Origin of the sequence: Brucella sp. TWI432, assembly GCF_039674445.1 — a bacterium.
Classification (GTDB): Bacteria; Pseudomonadota; Alphaproteobacteria; order Rhizobiales; family Rhizobiaceae; genus Brucella; species Brucella chromiisoli.
In genome coordinates this window covers 18,753-33,952 of record NZ_JBDJNL010000022.1, presented here as the reverse complement: position 1 = coordinate 33,952, position 15,200 = coordinate 18,753, and the positions used below count along the sequence as shown (strand labels likewise).

Below are 15,200 nucleotides of genomic sequence, written 5' to 3'. Positions count from 1 at the left end.
GCCGGGCTTTTTTTATTCCTGATACGCACCCTTGGTTGCGCGCCAGTGAGCAACAGCAAAGGCCAATACCATAAGTGCGACGAACTGGTGCGTCAGCCCCAGATCAAGCGGGACACTCATCAGAAGCGTTACAATACCAATCGCGGCCTGCACCAGAATGAGGCCCAGCAAAACGATTGCGCGGCGGGCATGCGTGGTTCCGGCTGCATTTTTCCCGACTTGAACCAAGTGCAGAATGGCAAGGACCACAACCGTATATGCAAACATACGATGCACAAACTGGACGGTCTTTGGATTTTCAAACAGATTGATCCACCATGGTGACTGAATAAACAAGTCTGACGGAATGATCGAACCATCCATCAATGGCCATGTGTTGTAGGTCAGACCGGCATGAAGGCCAGCAACCAGACCGCCCAGATAAATCTGCACCAAGACGGCAAAGACAAGCCATCCGGCAAAGCACTGGATCGCCCGCTTGGCCGGGCGTTCGGTATATTTTGCCAGACCGCGCGCGATATAAAACACGGCTGTGATGATGATACAGGCGGTTGTCAGATGGATTGCAAGGCGATACTGGCTCACACTGGTGCGCTCGCTTAAGCCCGATGCCACCATCCACCAGCCAATCGCGCCCTGAAAGCCGCCCAATGCGAGTAGACCGAGCATACGATATTTCAGCGTGGTATTAAGGCGTCCAGTCAGCCAGAAAAATGCGAGTGGAATGGCAACCAGAAAGCCCACGAAGCGCGCAAGCATACGATGTGCCCATTCCCACCAGAAAATGGACTGGAATGCTTCCAGTGACATGCCCTTGTTGATCTGCTGATATTGCGGAATCTGGCGATATTTATCGAATTCCTCCAGCCATTCTGCATGATTGAGCGGTGGAATAACGCCATGAATGGGTTTCCATTCGGTGATCGACAGACCCGAGCCAGTCATGCGGGTTGCACCGCCAACCATGACAATCGCAATCAGCACGACGAAAACCGCATAAAGCCAATAACGGATCAGCCTGCGATTGTTCTCATCGCTTTGTCGAACGGAAACTGCCGTCATGCCATCTCATCCTTAAATTTCAGATCAGGGATACATGCCGCATAGGCGATAGCGTTACAAGACAAGTTCTCGCGACATGCCGACGCGTTTTCGCTTCCTTTGCACCTGCTCACGAGCTAGTGATGACAAATAAAGAGGAGAATGACATGCCCGTTCGGCTGAAAAAACTCATAGGCACGTTTCTGCTGGTCGCCCTTGTGATCGTCTATGCAGTTTTTGCAACAATCATCGCCGTCGCGCAGCTCGCAGAGTCACCCGCGTGGGTTCATCTGCTCTATTTCCTGTTCACAGGCGTTCTCTGGGTGGTGCCTGCCATGGGGATCATCTGGTGGATGGCGCAGCCCCCACGACCAAAGCGCCATTGATTGATAACCGGGACGAAAAAGCAGCCTTCGGCACCGAAAATGCGGCTATACGAAGGAATAATGCGATCTTGGCGTGAAATCAGGTTCGGGAGGCCGCATCCCAATATCTGAGCCGACTGCCTGACGAGAATTATCCATCATAATAATCACATCCTCATAGCCATCCTGATCCATATCAAGGGCTGCGATAATCACGCTGTTATCGTCCGGTTCGACAATATTCATGATGACCACTGCCGGACCATCGGCTATGCGGCGTATCTGGCGTGATGTGGATGGGCCACATTCAATCACCACAAAATCATAGACCGTTTCGAGTGCGTCCAGAATATATGGCAGCCGATCTGCGGACCGCATGGCGTTTTCCGGCCTGACCCTGCCAAGCGGCATGATATGCGCCTGAGAATAATGATCCGCATGGATGACATCGTTGAAGCGGCACTCACCGGCAAGAAGCTCGGTAATTCCAGCGCGATTGTTGCCATCAAGCATAACCAGACCAAGCGTGCCATGGGCGGTCATATCGATCAGAATCGCACGCTTGCCGCGATCTGCAATTTCTCGCACAAGTTTCACCGTTGCAGCCGATGCATTGTCACCTTCGGGTGAAACAGCGATAACACGCTTCAACGTGCCTGCCATAAGGCGATCGGCAACGAATTTCACACTATGTGGATTTTCATCCGCGATAACCGAAGTGCCTGACATGAGAGGCGAAGTCCACCGCTGCACTGGCTGATCCTCCGAAGCAGGAGCAAACGCCATGCCGGTTGCAACCGCAATCACCGGCATGGCAACTTCTTCGACCGTTGCAAAACGACGCTCATCAGCGCTCACCCGAGCACGGGCGTTCAACACTTCACGAAACAGAACGAAGGCCGAGAGCAAAAGCAGCCCCACAACAAAGGTTGCGCTAACAATCGGTAAGGTTTTGGGAGTGTAAGGCGCGGCAGGCACATCAGCGCGGGCTAATATCCGAGCATATGGCGAGGCACCATTGCTGCGCGCGTGTGCCGCGGCTTCGCGATAGCGCGTCTGATAGGTTTCAAGAAGCTGACGCTGGGTGGCCGCTTCAAGCTCAAGAGCGCGACGTTCCACTTTCTGCGTCCCGGCTTGCGCTTCCTGCGCCCTAAGCCGATTTAACGTAGCTGTGAGTTCATCTTCATGCAGTTTTGCAGCATTTATCTCATCGTTGAGGCTTGCAAGCAGTTTGCGTTCTTCCGCCTTGATCTGATGCTCAACATCAACAAGCTGCGATCTCAGGGCTTTAATACGTGGATGCTCCTCAAGCAGCGTCAAAGAGAGATCAGCAATCTGTGAATTGAGTTCAATACGACGTTCTGCCAGCCGTTGCATCGTGCCCGACGTAACATCAACAGGCAAAGCATCACCATCAACCCCGGACGCAATCGCCTGACGCACAGCCTCGGCGCGTGCTTCCAATGCCGCGCGATCAGCGCGCAAATGTGTGAGTTGGCTTCTCACTTCTACGATTTTCTCGGGCGCAATCGAACTGTTGGCCTGCGCTGCCAGCGGCACTTTTGCAGCCCGATAAGCCGCAATCTTTGCTTCTGAAGCGTGGACCTTGCCGCGCAAGCCCTCAATCTCCTGCGCAAGCCAACCCCTTGCGTCATCATAGGATTCGAGCCTTGCTGTATCATGCAGCGCGATATATGCCTCAGCTACAGCGTTGGCGATCTCTGCGGCTTTGTTTGCATTTGAAGACGCATATTGCACAATGATCGCACTTGATCCGGTATCGCTGAAAACCTGCAAGTTCTGACGCAGCTTTTGCAAAACACGTTCGTCCGGCGACTGGTCAGCCGGATCATCGTGCATGCCAAGAAGAATCAACACGCGTGTCCAAGGCTTTATATTTGTTGCGGTAAATGCCGCTTCTTCAGCAAGACCGAGCCTGTCAGAGACCTGTTTGAGCAAGGCACCGGAAGTGAGAACCTCGACCTGAGTTTTCATCCCTTCCGGATCCATGAGCAGCCGCTTGGTCGTTGTTTCACCATTAAGACGCGCAACCCCCGGCTCGCGTGATTCAATCTGTATACGGGCTTGAGCGCGGTAGTCAGGCACAATGAGAAAGCAAACAATCCACGCCAGAATGGCAAGAGCGATCGCACCACCAAAGATCAACAGCCAATTGCGGCGCAAGCTCGCAAAAAGCGCACCAATATCAATGTCTATATGTTTCGACAGGCCATCAATCAGGGACATTTCGGTACTCCGCCCGATACCCGTCTTTGCAGTATCGCGCAATCATCCTCGCCTATTCACAGGAATGAGGCCTATTTCTTTTCTAAAAGTAAACGAACAAGGTAACCAGAGCGTTAAACCGCGAGGTTAGTGGTCTCTGTTTGTAGGCATGTCCTTAACCTGAAACCGGCTCCCGTTTTTGGCAGTTATGCTTTGGAATTCCCCCTGCTTACGACAAGTTTTTTTCACCACAAGTGAGGTTCTTTACCAGCCATTAACGCTAATCAATCGATAACATCATTCACAGCATTTGGATCTTTTGACCCGAATCTGTGATGGGGCAATGCTTTTCGGAAGAAACCGAGGCGAAAATGACGATGCAGAAAACTCATAGACAGCGCGGAGGCCAAATGGCTCTTGTTGCGCTCGGCCTTGCGGCGATGATGCTTTCCGCATGTTCAAGCTATCGCCCTGCCCCGCCAGCCTTTCATGCCGCGCTAACCGAACCCTATCTGCTCAATGCCGGTGATCGTGTGCGCATTACAGTGTTTGAACAAGCAAGCCTGACCAATAATTACAGTGTCGATCAGTCCGGTTATATCGCATTTCCGCTTGTTGGCAGCGTTCCGGCGAGCGGCAAGACCGTCAAGCAGCTTGAAGGAATTATCGCGTCAAAACTGCGCGGTGGTTATTTGCGCGATCCTGATGTGAGCGTTGAAGTTGACCGCTATCGTCCGATCTTCATCATGGGTGAAGTGGGCGGCTCGGGCCAATATTCCTACGTCCCGGGGATGACGGTGCAAAAGGCAATTGCGGCGGCGGGCGGTTTTTCGCCACGCGCCAATCAGGAAAATGTCGATATCACCCGCACAATCAACGAAAAGGTTATTACGGGGCGCGTGTTGATCACTGATCCGGTCCTGCCCGGCGACACAATTTATGTGCGCGAGCGTCTGTTCTGATGGCGATCAATGTCTGATGACGCACGCTTACCGATCACCCACTGTTTTCGCAAATCCGCGGGTCGCTTGCTCCGCCGTGACTGCGATCTCATCGACAAACAGCAATATATCGGCATCGGTGACGTTCGAGCCGCCGACAAAGCCCATCGCATCATCAAGAAATTGCAGCCGGACACCCTGCACGGACGAGGCGCCCAAGGCGGCGTTTTTACCTGCCTGTCCGGCTCAGCTCTACGGGTTTTTAAGTCTCGCGTAGCCCGTATCCATTCACCCCTAGGCGGCCGCCTGCACTTCGACAAAAAACGCCGTAGCCCAGCTGCGTTTTTAATCGAAAAATTGCTGGCATCGCCATGTGGTCGCCCATTCTATAGAATTGGTTTACCGTCTGGCACGATCCTGACACTCTCAGAGCGATCGTGCATTTTTAATCAGTATTTCCTTAGGATTTACGGCTAAATATGCGCAGGCGCTTGGGACCTTGGGAGCAAAACTTTGCGGAATACTGATATGACTTCTCCAGTTGATCCGGAAAAAAACAAGCCCGATCAGCAGGACCGTTCCGGGTCGCAGGAACAGGTCGAGCTCAATCCTATGGCGCGCCAGATGGCTGAGCAATATGCGCGTGACCCACTGTCTCCGAGCATGTTCAGCGGTGTCATACGTCTTATTGAATTCGCGATCATTCTTATAACAGGTATCGTCAGTCTTGCTTCCTATGTCAGCTTCAGCACGCCGCATATCGCCTATTATTTCCTCGTTATGATCGTCAGCGGCGCACTGTTTGTGCTGCTTATGGAAATGAACAATGGATACCAGATCCATATTCTGCGTAGTCCAAGCCGCCATCTGAAACGGGTTTTCATGACATGGGCGACAATATTGGGGCTTGTGGCCGTTACGGGCTTCCTGTTCAAGGTTTCTTCCGACTTCTCGCGTGCGTGGTTCCTGATCTGGGCGCTGAGTGGGCTGATTATCCTCATGATCTCGCGCCTGTTCGTCTCATGGCGTATTCGCCGCTGGGCGCGCAACGGCATTATGGAGCGGCGCGCAGTCATTGTCGGTGGTGGCCCCAATGCCGAAGCGCTGATCCGTTCGCTGGAACAACAAGCCGATAATGATATCCGTATTTGCGGCATTTTTGATGACCGCGATGACAAGCGATCCCCGCCGGTGGTTGCAGGCTATCCCAAGCTTGGCAATATCAAGGAATTGATCGAATTTGCACGTATAGCGCATATCGACATGCTTATTGTGTCGCTGCCTATCAGCGCTGAAGAGCGCATTCTTACGATCCTGAACAAGCTCTGGGTTCTGCCCGTCGATATACGCTTGTCGGCGCTCAACAGTCACATCCGGTTTCGACCGCGCGCCTATTCCTATATTGGCACCGTGCCGATGCTCGATATTTTCGACAAGCCGATCAATGACTGGGATTCGGTCGCCAAGCGCATTTTTGATATCGTATTCAGCCTGCTTGGCATTATCTTTCTTTCTCCCATCATGCTTGCAACAGCGATTGCCATCAAGCTGGACAGCAAAGGCCCCGTGCTTTTCAAGCAAAAGCGCCATGGCTTTAACAATGAAATTATCAATGTCTGGAAATTCCGCTCAATGTATACTGAGCAAACCGATGCGACTGCACGCAATGCTGTGAGCAGAAACGATCCGCGCGTAACGCGGGTGGGTAGATTTATTCGCAAGGCATCCATTGATGAATTACCGCAGTTCTTCAATTCACTGTCCGGTTCGCTATCACTCGTCGGCCCGCGTCCGCATGCGGTCGCAGCGCATTCGCACAATGTGCTTTTTAATGAAGTTGTCGATGGGTATTTCGCCCGCCATCGTGTGAAACCGGGCGTAACAGGCTGGGCACAGATCAATGGCTGGCGCGGTGAAATCGATAATGAAGACAAGATCAGGATGCGCACAGAATTTGATCTCTACTACATCGAAAACTGGTCCCTCTGGTTCGATCTGAAAATCCTGTTTCTCACACCGGTCAGACTTCTCAATACGGAAAACGCCTATTGAGCGCGGCAATTAGAGCATTTCCTGTTTGGATTGAGCCATTGGAAATGCTCTAATTATTTGTCTGTTTTCACGCATTACCCCGCGCAAAACCGCTACGCACTTTTGCTGGAAATGCCTTTCCCTGCTTTCACGCATTATCCCGCGCAAAACCGCTTCGCACTTTTGCTGGAAATGCTCTATTACCGGCGCCGTGGGCGCGCTATATCATGGGCAAATCAGGAAAACTTACTGAATTCTATAACGAAATCACGAACACCGGAGGCCAGAAACTGCACGGCTACACAAGTCAGCAGAAAGCCCATAATTTTCGTTACAGCCTGCATCCCATGCTCACCTAACGCTTTCTCAATCCAGCTTGCAGATGAGAGGGCGACATATGCAATGCCAACGACAATCGCGATGCCAATGGCGATGATAATGTATCCCAGAACGTTATGATCCGTCGGAACCTGAGATGAAAAACTCATCACGACAGCAATTGAGCCCGGACCTGCAAGGCTCGGCATTGCCAGAGGTGAAAACGAGTAATCCAGATCAGCTTTCTTAATATCGACCGGAGCCGCATCCACTTCGGATGATGTGTCCTCGCCTGAAAAAATCATGCGAAGCGCCAGGATCATGATGATAATGCCACCCGCGACACGAATCCCCGGCATAGATATGCTAAAAAGCGAGATAATTCCGTTCCCCAGCAGCATGAACACGATAAGGATCGAAAATGCATAAATGCAGGCTTTTCGTGCTTGCGCTCGCTTATTCTCTGCACTCATTCGCTTTGTCAGCGACATATATATCGGAATTGTCGTCAGAGGATTCATAATAGGCAGCAAGCCAATCACGACAATCGATACATATTTTATGATTTCAACCAATAAGCTCATTTAAGAAGCCTTACATATAAACCGTTTATTGAACAGCGAATTGATGAATTTTTATAACAAGATAGCCATCAATGACATCCGCCATTTTTCAATTTTATTGTGAGCACACAAGTATGATTGAAACACACATGAAAATAAGTTCTAATTACGTTGTTTCAAAAAGCAGGAAATTTTTAAAGTCAGTCTTTAAAAAGAAAGCCAAATATACTTCATCAAAAGGATCGTTAAACACCCCCTTTGCACGATCCTCATCAATTGCATAAAAGTTAAACTGCCCCTGTTACGACAGGGGCATTTTTATTCAACCCGACCGAAGATCAGACTAAGACATACTTGCATTATTAAAGGAAAATGGTCGGAGCGGCGGGATTCGAACCCACGACCCCTTGACCCCCAGTCGGGTAGGCGTTTCAAATAAATAAATAAAAACAATTAATTACACAGACCCAGTTTACTTTTTCGTAATATCACGGCCTAAAACAATCAATATGTTACGTGTCAAGCTGTAAACCAAAAAGGGGCCTCAACTCCCCTTCTTCTGCCCTGAGTCTATCCTTTGAAGGATATCGCGGAAATCTTCACTTCTGTACATGATGTGGAAAGTAATCCGGTGGCATTTCGTTAACTATCAACGGCGCTTTCGCCCTTAGCAATCCAGTGTTGCACAATTGCACTAGCATTCTCATGGCTAAAACGCTTGATTGCAGACTGACTAAAATTTAGGCTAAGGGGTATAAAATGCGTATCATACTAGCAGTTGCAGCCAGCGCAATGCTTTCATCAGCTGCTTTTGCAGCCGATGCTATTGTATATGAAGAGCCAGCTGCTGTTGTCGTTGCTGAACCAACTTTCAGCTGGAGCGGCGTATACGTCGGTGCACACGCCGGTTATGGCTGGGGTAAAACTGAGGATGTTTACAATCCTGTAGCGCCTGAAAAGAAACTGCATGGTGGATTTGGTGGTGTTCAGGCTGGCTATAATTGGCAGCTTGATAACAACGTAGTGCTTGGCGCTGAAGCTGATGTATCTTTCGGCTCTATTAAAAGAAACTGGTACGACAACGCGCAGTACAGCACTTATTACACCAAGGATAAGATTGGTACGCACGGTACCGTTCGCGCCCGCCTCGGCTACGCAGCGGACCGCTTCTTGCCATATGTCACAGGTGGTGTCGCATGGGCTGATCTGAAACATTCAGTCGGCTGTTCTGATAAGAACGGTTTAGACCCGATCCTATTCCCTGCGGGTAGCACTTCTTGCCGTTCTGGAACCGCTCGTCCTAACTTCGAAAATTCGTCATCAAAGGTTTCGGTTGGTTATAGCATCGGCGCTGGCGTCGAATATGCTGTGACAAACAACTGGACACTTAAGACGGAATATCTGTATTCCAACTATGGCAAGAAGACCGTCACTATTACTGACCCGAACTTTCCGAATGCATCGGGTGAACGCCGGTTCAAAACAGATGTTAGTGAAATTCGTGTTGGTGTGAACTACAAGTTCTAAACATTTTTAGAAAAACATCAGAAGCCGCCCAGTCCATTCGGGCGGCTTTTTTTGTTGACTGCATTCAAAAAGACTTCAAACCACCACCGACGACGAAGGCAACAAAGGCTGCGACTAGTCCGCCAATAATCATCCAGTTGATGCGAGATAGCGAAGACAAGATGCTTTTTACCGAGCCTTCCAGCCCCGAAAAGCGCGTATCAATGCGCGCTTCCATCGCCACCCATCTTTCATCATTACGAGCGCTTTCTATCTCTCGCTGACGCTGCCAAGTCTCTAGCGTGGCAAGCCGCTGATTAGTGGTCTGTGTCGCTTGTTCCAGCCCGACGACGCGGGCGCGAAGGTCTGCTTCTGTCTCTGGCATTGGTGAACTCACTGACCCTTGCCCCTCTTATTTCGCATCATGCTTTGCGCATTCGTCTTTCGACCAGACGCCACCGGCGCAGCCTCGGACGATTGTGCGGTCGATCTTTCGCTGATCCGCGTCAGTTGCGCCGCGCGCGCCGAGCAAATCAGTTCCAAGAACGCTACGGACGCCGCTCACATTTGCCGGTCCTGAATGTCCACACCCCGCCAGCGTCAATGCACTCATCATAATTGAGCACAGCACCAAGGGCTTTCTCAGTCGCTTCATTGTTCTGTCTTTCGATTTTGGTTTCGGTGATTGACTTGCCGTCACGCTTGCCGGCCACATACCCAGCGGCCAGACACAAAAAAACCGCCAGAACAGCGGCGGCGGTCATCTTCAACCAGTTCGGGATTAAGGCCCAGATCATGACCGGGTTTTCCTATAAATGCCCCAGAGAGCTAAACCAACGATGACAGCTGCTATCGCAACGCGAACCCACTGACCGCTTGATAGCTCGTCCTGCTGGTTGGAAATGGTGCTGACAATCTCAGGGATGACAGGGCCAACGGTTGCAGCCGCACCAGCAGCGCCAGCGCCGCCTATAGTAGCCACATCAGTTTTGTTCGCCTTCGTGGTGGCTGTGACCGTGTTTGACGATACGAAAGCACCCTTAGCCCATAGACCAGCCTCGGCAGCACGGCGGTTGACAAGGCCCTGAACCTTCTTGCCGCCAGCATTAACCCACTTTGCCAGTTCACCCGGCACTGCGTCATAATCACCTTTGTTGAGCTTTTTGAGCAGCGTGGATTTATGCAGCGCACCGGTATTGAAGTCGAACGACACAAGGACCGCAAACTGATTGTCAGTCAGAGGCACCTTGACCAGACGCTCAACACGCGATTCGAACTTTGCAAGATCGGCTTTCAGAATGCGCTCGGCTTCATTGCCACCAATCGCCATGCCCGGCGTGACCTTTGGAGCGCCTGCCGCGCTTGTGTGGCCGTAGCCGATGGTTAGAACTGAAGCTACGTCACGATAAGCTGTTGTTCTTAGGCCTTCCCACTGTTTGATGAGCGAAAGCCCCGCCGCGTTAATGCGTCGTGTCATTGTGTTTTCCTATTTTTGTGAGATGATGGATTGCGCTTTGATGCCCCCGCATCATGCAAAGCGCGGCCTCGGTATGTACCCCCGTGCTGCCGGGGCTTTTCTTTATTTCCTTTCGGCAATAAAAAACCGCCTTGCGGCGGTGCGGTCGGGTGGGTTGGTGGTGGTGACTTATGGGGCTAAAAGTTCGGAGGCTCGCGCTGCTCCGAATAGATCATGCGCTATCTGCTCAAGCAGCGGCCAAAGCTCATGATCTGATCGGAAGGTCGTGGCGTTGTTGAAAATCTGGACGGTGCGAACCGATTGCGTTTTCATCACCTCGGCCACTTGCTCGGCTTCTGTTTCCGTCAGACGCTCCCAGAGGGTGACGGCAGGGATAACCACGACGACCGGCTGAGGTTCAGGCGCAACGTATGCAGCGATAGGTCCGTACTTACCGGCATTAGCATTTTCCCAGATCAGCAAGCCATGTGCAGTATCAGCATTAACCACTGCCGTGAAAGGTATAAAACCGCTTCCAGTTAACTCGCTAAAATGAACGTCAGCAGTAAACTGTGTGTTCTCTTGATTGTCCCACACTGGGTTGCGCACATCAATAACTGTCCGAACTGCGTTATTACCTTCCGAAGTAGCAACTTCGTTTGTCATTATGCAATCCTCTTCCAAAGACTTAAACGCGCTTGGTTGCTGGCGACCCCTGCTCCAGACATAAGTCGCCATGAACCTTGAGGCGGTGACCCCCAATCGCCACCCGTTCCATCTGTGCGACTGAGGTTTGCGCCTGGTGTTTCAACGCCGGGAGCTGCAACCGTGCTGCCACCCCAACGAAGAAATGCATATGACCCAACCCAATCAGCCCCTAACAATGCTACGGCCTCTTGAACCGATCTACCGCCTACAGTGTTAGCATTAGTGGCATTATTTGCATTGTTGGACCAATTGGCACTGGCTGCATAGCTTACGCTTTTATTTGCATCTGCCGTGTTGTCGACGTTTCCAAGCCCAACATCACCTTTTGTGAGGGAAACGGCCCCTGTTTTTCCGGCAACAGATGTAACCGTATTAACCTGCGCTCCAGCAGCAATTCCGTTTATTTTGGCTTTATCAGTTGATGACATAAGGCCATTCGCAGACGTGCTGGCTATCGCTGTTGAGGGAGCACCTATATTATCGCGGGCTTGCGTCTGCTGCGGAGAAGTAAGTGTCTGAGGCGCGTAAGAAACAGCAGTTGCTGCGGCTACCGTTTGCCATGCCACGTCACCATCAGCTCCGCTATTTTTTGTGAGAACTTGACCCGTTGCCCCGCCCGGTGCCTGAATAGCGGTATCCGCCTTGGAGCCTTGAGACGACGTGGCAAACGATGAGGCACTTTGATAAGCAGCGCTGCCTAGACCGGACGGCTGTACCGCTGTATCAGCTTTACCGCCCTGCAAAGCTGTTGCGAATGCCGTTGAATCTTGCGCAGCTGCCGTTCCAAGTGTCGGACGATTGATCAAGTCAGGATAGCTCCCGGAAATGGCAACTGGAGCTAGGTCGCTAGGCTGTACTGCATTATCAGCGTTTTGACCCTGAGAGGCGGTTGCAAAATCTTCAATGTTTTTTGTCGATGCCGTGCCAAGTGCAGCAGGAACTACGGCTTTATCCGTTGAAACTCCGGCCAAAACATCATCTTTGGTCGCCTGCGGGATTTCAAAAGTATGGGTATGATAAGGAACGGCCATTCTTAGCCCTCCAATGTTTCAATACGGGTTTTGAGAGACGCTATTTCATCAGTCAAAGGCTTGATGAGGTCAGCGAGTGCGATATGGACAAACCGATTATTGGCAAACAAAACAACGCGGATTTTGCCGGGATCGACTGAACCAGATACCGAGAATGGAAGAACTGTGTCAGCCATGGTGTCACGTCTTAATCGCGTAGAATGCGGATAGGTTCACAGGGCGCGATTCATTGCCGCCCGACGAGGAAGATGTGCCACTGAACGAATGAGAATGATCGCCAGAGTAGGACGTTTGCGCGTTTAAAGATGCGCGCGCAGTTCCATTGCTGTGTGTGATACCGGTTCCGATGCTCTGCCCGCCCACATTAGCGTCAAGATATTCATGGCGATGATTCCCGCCAGATGCTGTCGTTCCAGATACTGAATGACTGTGTGACTGATTTTGATTATCTTGCCAGCTTGCAAATGCTCGACCCCCATCCACGCCCCGCCCGTCATCCCATCCGCGAATAAACACGCCGCGATAATCTGGAAGTGCGAATGTTGTTGATCCATCCCCTGCCCCATATCGCGTTCCAATGGCAGAAAACAGCGCCGCATGGGTCGTTCGTGAGACAGTTTGACCATTACAATACAAATACCCGTTGGGGATTATTGGCGCTGCAAGGCAAATTACAGCACCTGTAGGAACATATTGCTGATCGGTTGGGTTGAGCAGAAACCAGCCGCCTGATCCATCGCCCAAACTCGAACTGTATACGAGGTCGTAAATGCCTCCCATCCTAATCTGACCGGCAACGAGTGGAAGTACACCAGACGTTGTGATTGTGAAAATCGTCTTAGAGCCAATTGAATTGACGTTGAGAGACGCTGAACCTGTGTTTGTATTTGCGGCTCTTATTGTGAGGCGGATACCATCAACATAAGACGAGAATGGACTTTTTGCATTGAATGTCAGAACATTCGCTGTGCCTTGAGTTGCTGTTATGCCGCCAAGGTCAGAAACTAATTCCCTCATCCGCTGCATCATAGAGCGAGCCGAGTTGTTCACCGTCGAAGGTGGCTGTCCTTCCTGCCAGTTGATATTATCATCAGAATTAGCATTAGATGCAGCCAGAAGTGACCAGTCATAAATACTGCTCATTAGCGCACCTGCTTTCCATTGTTCAAAAGCTGCAAAACATATCCGGCCAATGCATCGCCTGAATTGCTGCCGTATTGGGGCTGCGCGCTCTGTCCGCTCATACCCGGCGCAGCACCGCCGCCACCACCTCCACCTGCGCCGAGCATCTTGCCGATGCCCTGCACGTCTTGCATTGCCTTGCCGAATCCTGTCAGCCCATTTATTGAACCGTTTGCCAATCCGCTTGTTAAGCCACCCGCAAGACCACTAGATGCGGCACCAGTAGCAGCACCACCAAGTAAACCCATACCGAGACTAACCATTTGATACCTTCTTTCCTAAAAGGGCTTGAACATAATTGGCCAAAGCTGTTGCTTGCTGGCCCGAAGGCCCTTGAACCGGCGCAAGCTGCATTGCAGGAGCCTGCGGAGCCTGTTGCTGCCCACCGCCGGCTGACATTGAACCGAACATCTGACCCACGCCGTCGAGGTAATTGCCGTTTTTGATCTGATCGACACCAGCCATGAAGCTCGGCTGTTGCTGTTGAGGCGGTGGGGCAAATGCTCCCATAATACCGCCCTGCGACTGCGATCCGATGTTTATTGGCTCACCCATTCCCGGGGCTGGCGTTCCTGATGCCTGAGGCGGGGATGCTTGCTGTGACGCGACTTGGCTTGAAATTGAACGTCTGTAGCCAAGAAGCTGAGACGGGTCGTAGTTTGCATAACTAACCGCGTTGCCTTGATTGCCGCCGAGCACGCGGATTTTGCCGTCCAGGGTCATGCTGTCAAAGAATCCGACATGTCCAAAAGGGCCGTTCGGATCACCACGGGTAAACACAGCTAGATCGCCGCGCTGCGGTTCCTGAACGCCCTCACCCCACTTTAGGAAAGATCGAGCCATATTCGATCCGGTTCCTTGCTGCCCTGCTTGCGATAGCGAAGCGTTCACAAATGCAGCGCACCACGCGGTAGTTTTTGGGTCTAGGTTTACCCCGCCGTTCTTCATGTATTCCATGAGGTCAGCGCGATCTGGAGCCTCATTCTTCCCCAGCTTCGTCAGAGCAAAATCATAAGGTGATGTTGCCATTGCTTTCTCCATAGAAAAAGCCGCCCCAAGTGGAGCGGCTCTGATCGATTGAACTTTAGTATGAATCGCTAATGTTGAAAGACTCGGCTTGATTGGTTGAGTTAACAACGGAGGGCTAATTTATGACCGCGACTGATGAAACTCAGCAGCAATCTGATCTAAACGCTCTAGCGTCGGGGGTAGCTGTCCTTGCGACTTGCATCGTAAAAACTCTTGACGAAACAAACGCTGGATTTCAGCAAAGGTTTTTAGAGAATTTAACCACCGCTTATCAGCAGCGGAGACATGAGGCTGACCTACGTGAACTTGAACTTCTGTCATGGACGAGGCAACTCCTTACTGGCTTTAGCCCTGTGTCAGGCCAAGGCGATCCGTTCTTTAAAGATTAAATTGAATGCGGTATGGTGCGCTTGGCGATAGTTAAGGGGTTGGGATGAAGTCGATTGCAGTCATTGCATGCATACTGGCTGTTGCTGGGTGCCAAACTAAACCAATTGAAGCTATGAATTATGCCGAGCTACAAACACTCGGGAAACAGATTGGCGTTAAGTGCGCCAAACAAGGTCTAAAGCCTAACACACAAGCATTCCAACAATGCGTATCGATTGAAGCTAATGCAGAGAATTACAACCGCGCTCGAAATGCGCATATGGTTCAGCAGTATATTGAGCTGCAGAAAGCCTCAGCAGCTAATCGAGCCACATGCGTTCAAACCGGCAACATGGTACAGTGCTATTAAGGGTTTCGATGTCGATAAAACAAGAAGCCGCGATAGTTGGTGCGGTTGCAACTCTTATAGGCGG

20 protein-coding genes are annotated in these 15,200 nt (G+C 51.2%); 6 read left to right on the top strand and 14 right to left on the bottom strand.

The genetic code is table 11. The annotated features are described in order from the left end of the window. Nucleotides 1-12 precede the first annotated feature (12 nt). A complete protein-coding gene (locus tag ABE527_RS19080; protein WP_499697974.1) occupies nt 13-1,062 on the bottom strand; it encodes a COX15/CtaA family protein in 1,050 nt (349 codons plus the stop codon). A gap of 146 nt (nt 1,063-1,208) precedes the next feature. Here ABE527_RS19080 and ABE527_RS19075 point away from each other — a divergent pair, with 146 nt between their 5' ends. Further along, the gene (locus ABE527_RS19075) at nt 1,209-1,427 is read left to right on the top strand and encodes a DUF2842 domain-containing protein (protein WP_499694224.1); all 219 of its coding nucleotides are present in this window, start codon (nt 1,209-1,211) and stop codon (nt 1,425-1,427) included. A 45-nt stretch (nt 1,428-1,472) separates the two neighbouring features. On the opposite strand, the gene ABE527_RS19070 is transcribed toward ABE527_RS19075, so the two are convergent. After that, a complete protein-coding gene (locus ABE527_RS19070; protein ID WP_499697973.1) occupies nt 1,473-3,653 on the bottom strand; it encodes a GumC family protein in 2,181 nt (726 codons plus the stop codon). Between the two features lie 356 nt (nt 3,654-4,009). On the opposite strand from ABE527_RS19070, the gene ABE527_RS19065 reads away from it, so the two are divergent. After that, nucleotides 4,010-4,594, top strand: coding sequence for a polysaccharide biosynthesis/export family protein (locus ABE527_RS19065; RefSeq protein ID WP_323054531.1), 585 nt, complete (start codon nt 4,010-4,012; stop codon nt 4,592-4,594). Between the two features lie 27 nt (nt 4,595-4,621). Here ABE527_RS19065 and ABE527_RS19060 read toward each other — a convergent pair whose 3' ends face one another. Then, entirely contained in the window at nt 4,622-4,777 is a 156-nt protein-coding gene (locus ABE527_RS19060) for a hypothetical protein (protein WP_499697972.1), read from the bottom strand. A gap of 324 nt (nt 4,778-5,101) precedes the next feature. Here ABE527_RS19060 and ABE527_RS19055 point away from each other — a divergent pair, with 324 nt between their 5' ends. Continuing rightward, nucleotides 5,102-6,625, top strand: a complete 1,524-nt coding sequence (locus ABE527_RS19055) for an undecaprenyl-phosphate glucose phosphotransferase (protein WP_499697971.1) — start codon at nt 5,102-5,104, stop codon at nt 6,623-6,625. A gap of 215 nt (nt 6,626-6,840) precedes the next feature. Here the strand turns inward: ABE527_RS19055 and ABE527_RS19050 are convergent, their stop codons facing one another. After that, complete coding sequence (locus ABE527_RS19050; protein WP_265983443.1) at nt 6,841-7,506, bottom strand: MarC family NAAT transporter; 666 nt, start codon at nt 7,504-7,506, stop codon at nt 6,841-6,843. Nucleotides 7,507-8,244: 738 nt separating this feature from the next. On the opposite strand from ABE527_RS19050, the gene ABE527_RS19045 reads away from it, so the two are divergent. Further along, a complete protein-coding gene (locus ABE527_RS19045) occupies nt 8,245-9,012 on the top strand; it encodes an outer membrane protein (RefSeq protein WP_499694228.1) in 768 nt (255 codons plus the stop codon). A 64-nt stretch (nt 9,013-9,076) separates the two neighbouring features. On the opposite strand, the gene ABE527_RS19040 is transcribed toward ABE527_RS19045, so the two are convergent. From ABE527_RS19040 to ABE527_RS18995, 10 genes are all read right to left on the bottom strand, one after another. Beyond that, a complete protein-coding gene (locus ABE527_RS19040) occupies nt 9,077-9,376 on the bottom strand; it encodes a hypothetical protein (protein WP_499694229.1) in 300 nt (99 codons plus the stop codon). Between the two features lie 27 nt (nt 9,377-9,403). Continuing rightward, complete coding sequence (locus tag ABE527_RS19035) at nt 9,404-9,646, bottom strand: lipoprotein (protein WP_499694246.1); 243 nt, start codon at nt 9,644-9,646, stop codon at nt 9,404-9,406. Beyond that, nucleotides 9,540-9,788, bottom strand: coding sequence for a hypothetical protein (locus ABE527_RS19030; RefSeq protein WP_499694230.1), 249 nt, complete (start codon nt 9,786-9,788; stop codon nt 9,540-9,542). The genes ABE527_RS19035 and ABE527_RS19030 overlap by 107 nt, the downstream gene beginning before the upstream one ends. After that, nucleotides 9,785-10,468 (bottom strand): lysozyme, encoded by a 684-nt coding sequence (locus tag ABE527_RS19025; RefSeq protein WP_499697970.1) that lies wholly within the window; start codon nt 10,466-10,468, stop codon nt 9,785-9,787. Before ABE527_RS19025 ends, ABE527_RS19030 begins: the two co-directional genes overlap by 4 nt. A 168-nt stretch (nt 10,469-10,636) precedes the next feature. Then, a complete protein-coding gene (locus tag ABE527_RS19020; protein WP_499697969.1) occupies nt 10,637-11,113 on the bottom strand; it encodes a hypothetical protein in 477 nt (158 codons plus the stop codon). Then, entirely contained in the window at nt 11,113-12,186 is a 1,074-nt protein-coding gene (locus tag ABE527_RS19015) for a hypothetical protein (protein WP_499697968.1), read from the bottom strand. Before ABE527_RS19015 ends, ABE527_RS19020 begins: the two co-directional genes overlap by 1 nt. Nucleotides 12,187-12,188: 2 nt before the next feature. Beyond that, nucleotides 12,189-12,362 (bottom strand): hypothetical protein, encoded by a 174-nt coding sequence (locus ABE527_RS19010; protein WP_499697967.1) that lies wholly within the window; start codon nt 12,360-12,362, stop codon nt 12,189-12,191. Nucleotides 12,363-12,366: 4 nt separating this feature from the next. Further along, nucleotides 12,367-13,329 (bottom strand): gene transfer agent tail collar protein BgtC, encoded by a 963-nt coding sequence (bgtC, locus tag ABE527_RS19005; RefSeq protein WP_499697966.1) that lies wholly within the window; start codon nt 13,327-13,329, stop codon nt 12,367-12,369. Next, nucleotides 13,329-13,631, bottom strand: a complete 303-nt coding sequence (locus ABE527_RS19000) for a hypothetical protein (protein ID WP_499697965.1) — start codon at nt 13,629-13,631, stop codon at nt 13,329-13,331. Before ABE527_RS19000 ends, bgtC begins: the two co-directional genes overlap by 1 nt. Then, nucleotides 13,624-14,397: a TIGR02594 family protein gene (locus ABE527_RS18995; protein WP_499697964.1), complete on the bottom strand. Its 774-nt coding sequence runs from the start codon at nt 14,395-14,397 to the stop codon at nt 13,624-13,626. The genes ABE527_RS19000 and ABE527_RS18995 overlap by 8 nt, the downstream gene beginning before the upstream one ends. 122 nt (nt 14,398-14,519) lie before the next feature. On the opposite strand from ABE527_RS18995, the gene ABE527_RS18990 reads away from it, so the two are divergent. Continuing rightward, nucleotides 14,520-14,786, top strand: coding sequence for a hypothetical protein (locus ABE527_RS18990; protein WP_499697963.1), 267 nt, complete (start codon nt 14,520-14,522; stop codon nt 14,784-14,786). A 44-nt stretch (nt 14,787-14,830) separates the two neighbouring features. Then, nucleotides 14,831-15,136, top strand: coding sequence for a hypothetical protein (locus tag ABE527_RS18985; RefSeq protein WP_499697962.1), 306 nt, complete (start codon nt 14,831-14,833; stop codon nt 15,134-15,136). Nucleotides 15,137-15,200 lie beyond the last annotated feature (64 nt).

Excerpts from the sequence above, each read along its gene's own strand:
- ABE527_RS19080 (WP_499697974.1), bottom strand. The coding sequence starts at position 1,062 with ATGACGGCAGTTTCCGTTCGACAAAGCGATGAGAACAATCGCAGGCTG.
- ABE527_RS19075 (WP_499694224.1), top strand. The coding sequence starts at position 1,209 with ATGCCCGTTCGGCTGAAAAAACTCATAGGCACGTTTCTGCTGGTCGCC.
- ABE527_RS19070 (WP_499697973.1), bottom strand. The coding sequence starts at position 3,653 with ATGTCCCTGATTGATGGCCTGTCGAAACATATAGACATTGATATTGGT.
- ABE527_RS19065 (WP_323054531.1), top strand. The coding sequence starts at position 4,010 with ATGCAGAAAACTCATAGACAGCGCGGAGGCCAAATGGCTCTTGTTGCG.
- ABE527_RS19055 (WP_499697971.1), top strand. The coding sequence starts at position 5,102 with ATGACTTCTCCAGTTGATCCGGAAAAAAACAAGCCCGATCAGCAGGAC.
- ABE527_RS19050 (WP_265983443.1), bottom strand. The coding sequence starts at position 7,506 with ATGAGCTTATTGGTTGAAATCATAAAATATGTATCGATTGTCGTGATT.
- ABE527_RS19045 (WP_499694228.1), top strand. The coding sequence starts at position 8,245 with ATGCGTATCATACTAGCAGTTGCAGCCAGCGCAATGCTTTCATCAGCT.
- ABE527_RS19040 (WP_499694229.1), bottom strand. The coding sequence starts at position 9,376 with ATGCCAGAGACAGAAGCAGACCTTCGCGCCCGCGTCGTCGGGCTGGAA.
- ABE527_RS19035 (WP_499694246.1), bottom strand. The coding sequence starts at position 9,646 with ATGAAGCGACTGAGAAAGCCCTTGGTGCTGTGCTCAATTATGATGAGT.
- ABE527_RS19030 (WP_499694230.1), bottom strand. The coding sequence starts at position 9,788 with ATGATCTGGGCCTTAATCCCGAACTGGTTGAAGATGACCGCCGCCGCT.
- ABE527_RS19025 (WP_499697970.1), bottom strand. The coding sequence starts at position 10,468 with ATGACACGACGCATTAACGCGGCGGGGCTTTCGCTCATCAAACAGTGG.
- ABE527_RS19020 (WP_499697969.1), bottom strand. The coding sequence starts at position 11,113 with ATGACAAACGAAGTTGCTACTTCGGAAGGTAATAACGCAGTTCGGACA.
- ABE527_RS19015 (WP_499697968.1), bottom strand. The coding sequence starts at position 12,186 with ATGGCCGTTCCTTATCATACCCATACTTTTGAAATCCCGCAGGCGACC.
- ABE527_RS19010 (WP_499697967.1), bottom strand. The coding sequence starts at position 12,362 with ATGGCTGACACAGTTCTTCCATTCTCGGTATCTGGTTCAGTCGATCCC.
- bgtC (WP_499697966.1), bottom strand. The coding sequence starts at position 13,329 with ATGAGCAGTATTTATGACTGGTCACTTCTGGCTGCATCTAATGCTAAT.
- ABE527_RS19000 (WP_499697965.1), bottom strand. The coding sequence starts at position 13,631 with ATGGTTAGTCTCGGTATGGGTTTACTTGGTGGTGCTGCTACTGGTGCC.
- ABE527_RS18995 (WP_499697964.1), bottom strand. The coding sequence starts at position 14,397 with ATGGCAACATCACCTTATGATTTTGCTCTGACGAAGCTGGGGAAGAAT.
- ABE527_RS18990 (WP_499697963.1), top strand. The coding sequence starts at position 14,520 with ATGACCGCGACTGATGAAACTCAGCAGCAATCTGATCTAAACGCTCTA.
- ABE527_RS18985 (WP_499697962.1), top strand. The coding sequence starts at position 14,831 with ATGAAGTCGATTGCAGTCATTGCATGCATACTGGCTGTTGCTGGGTGC.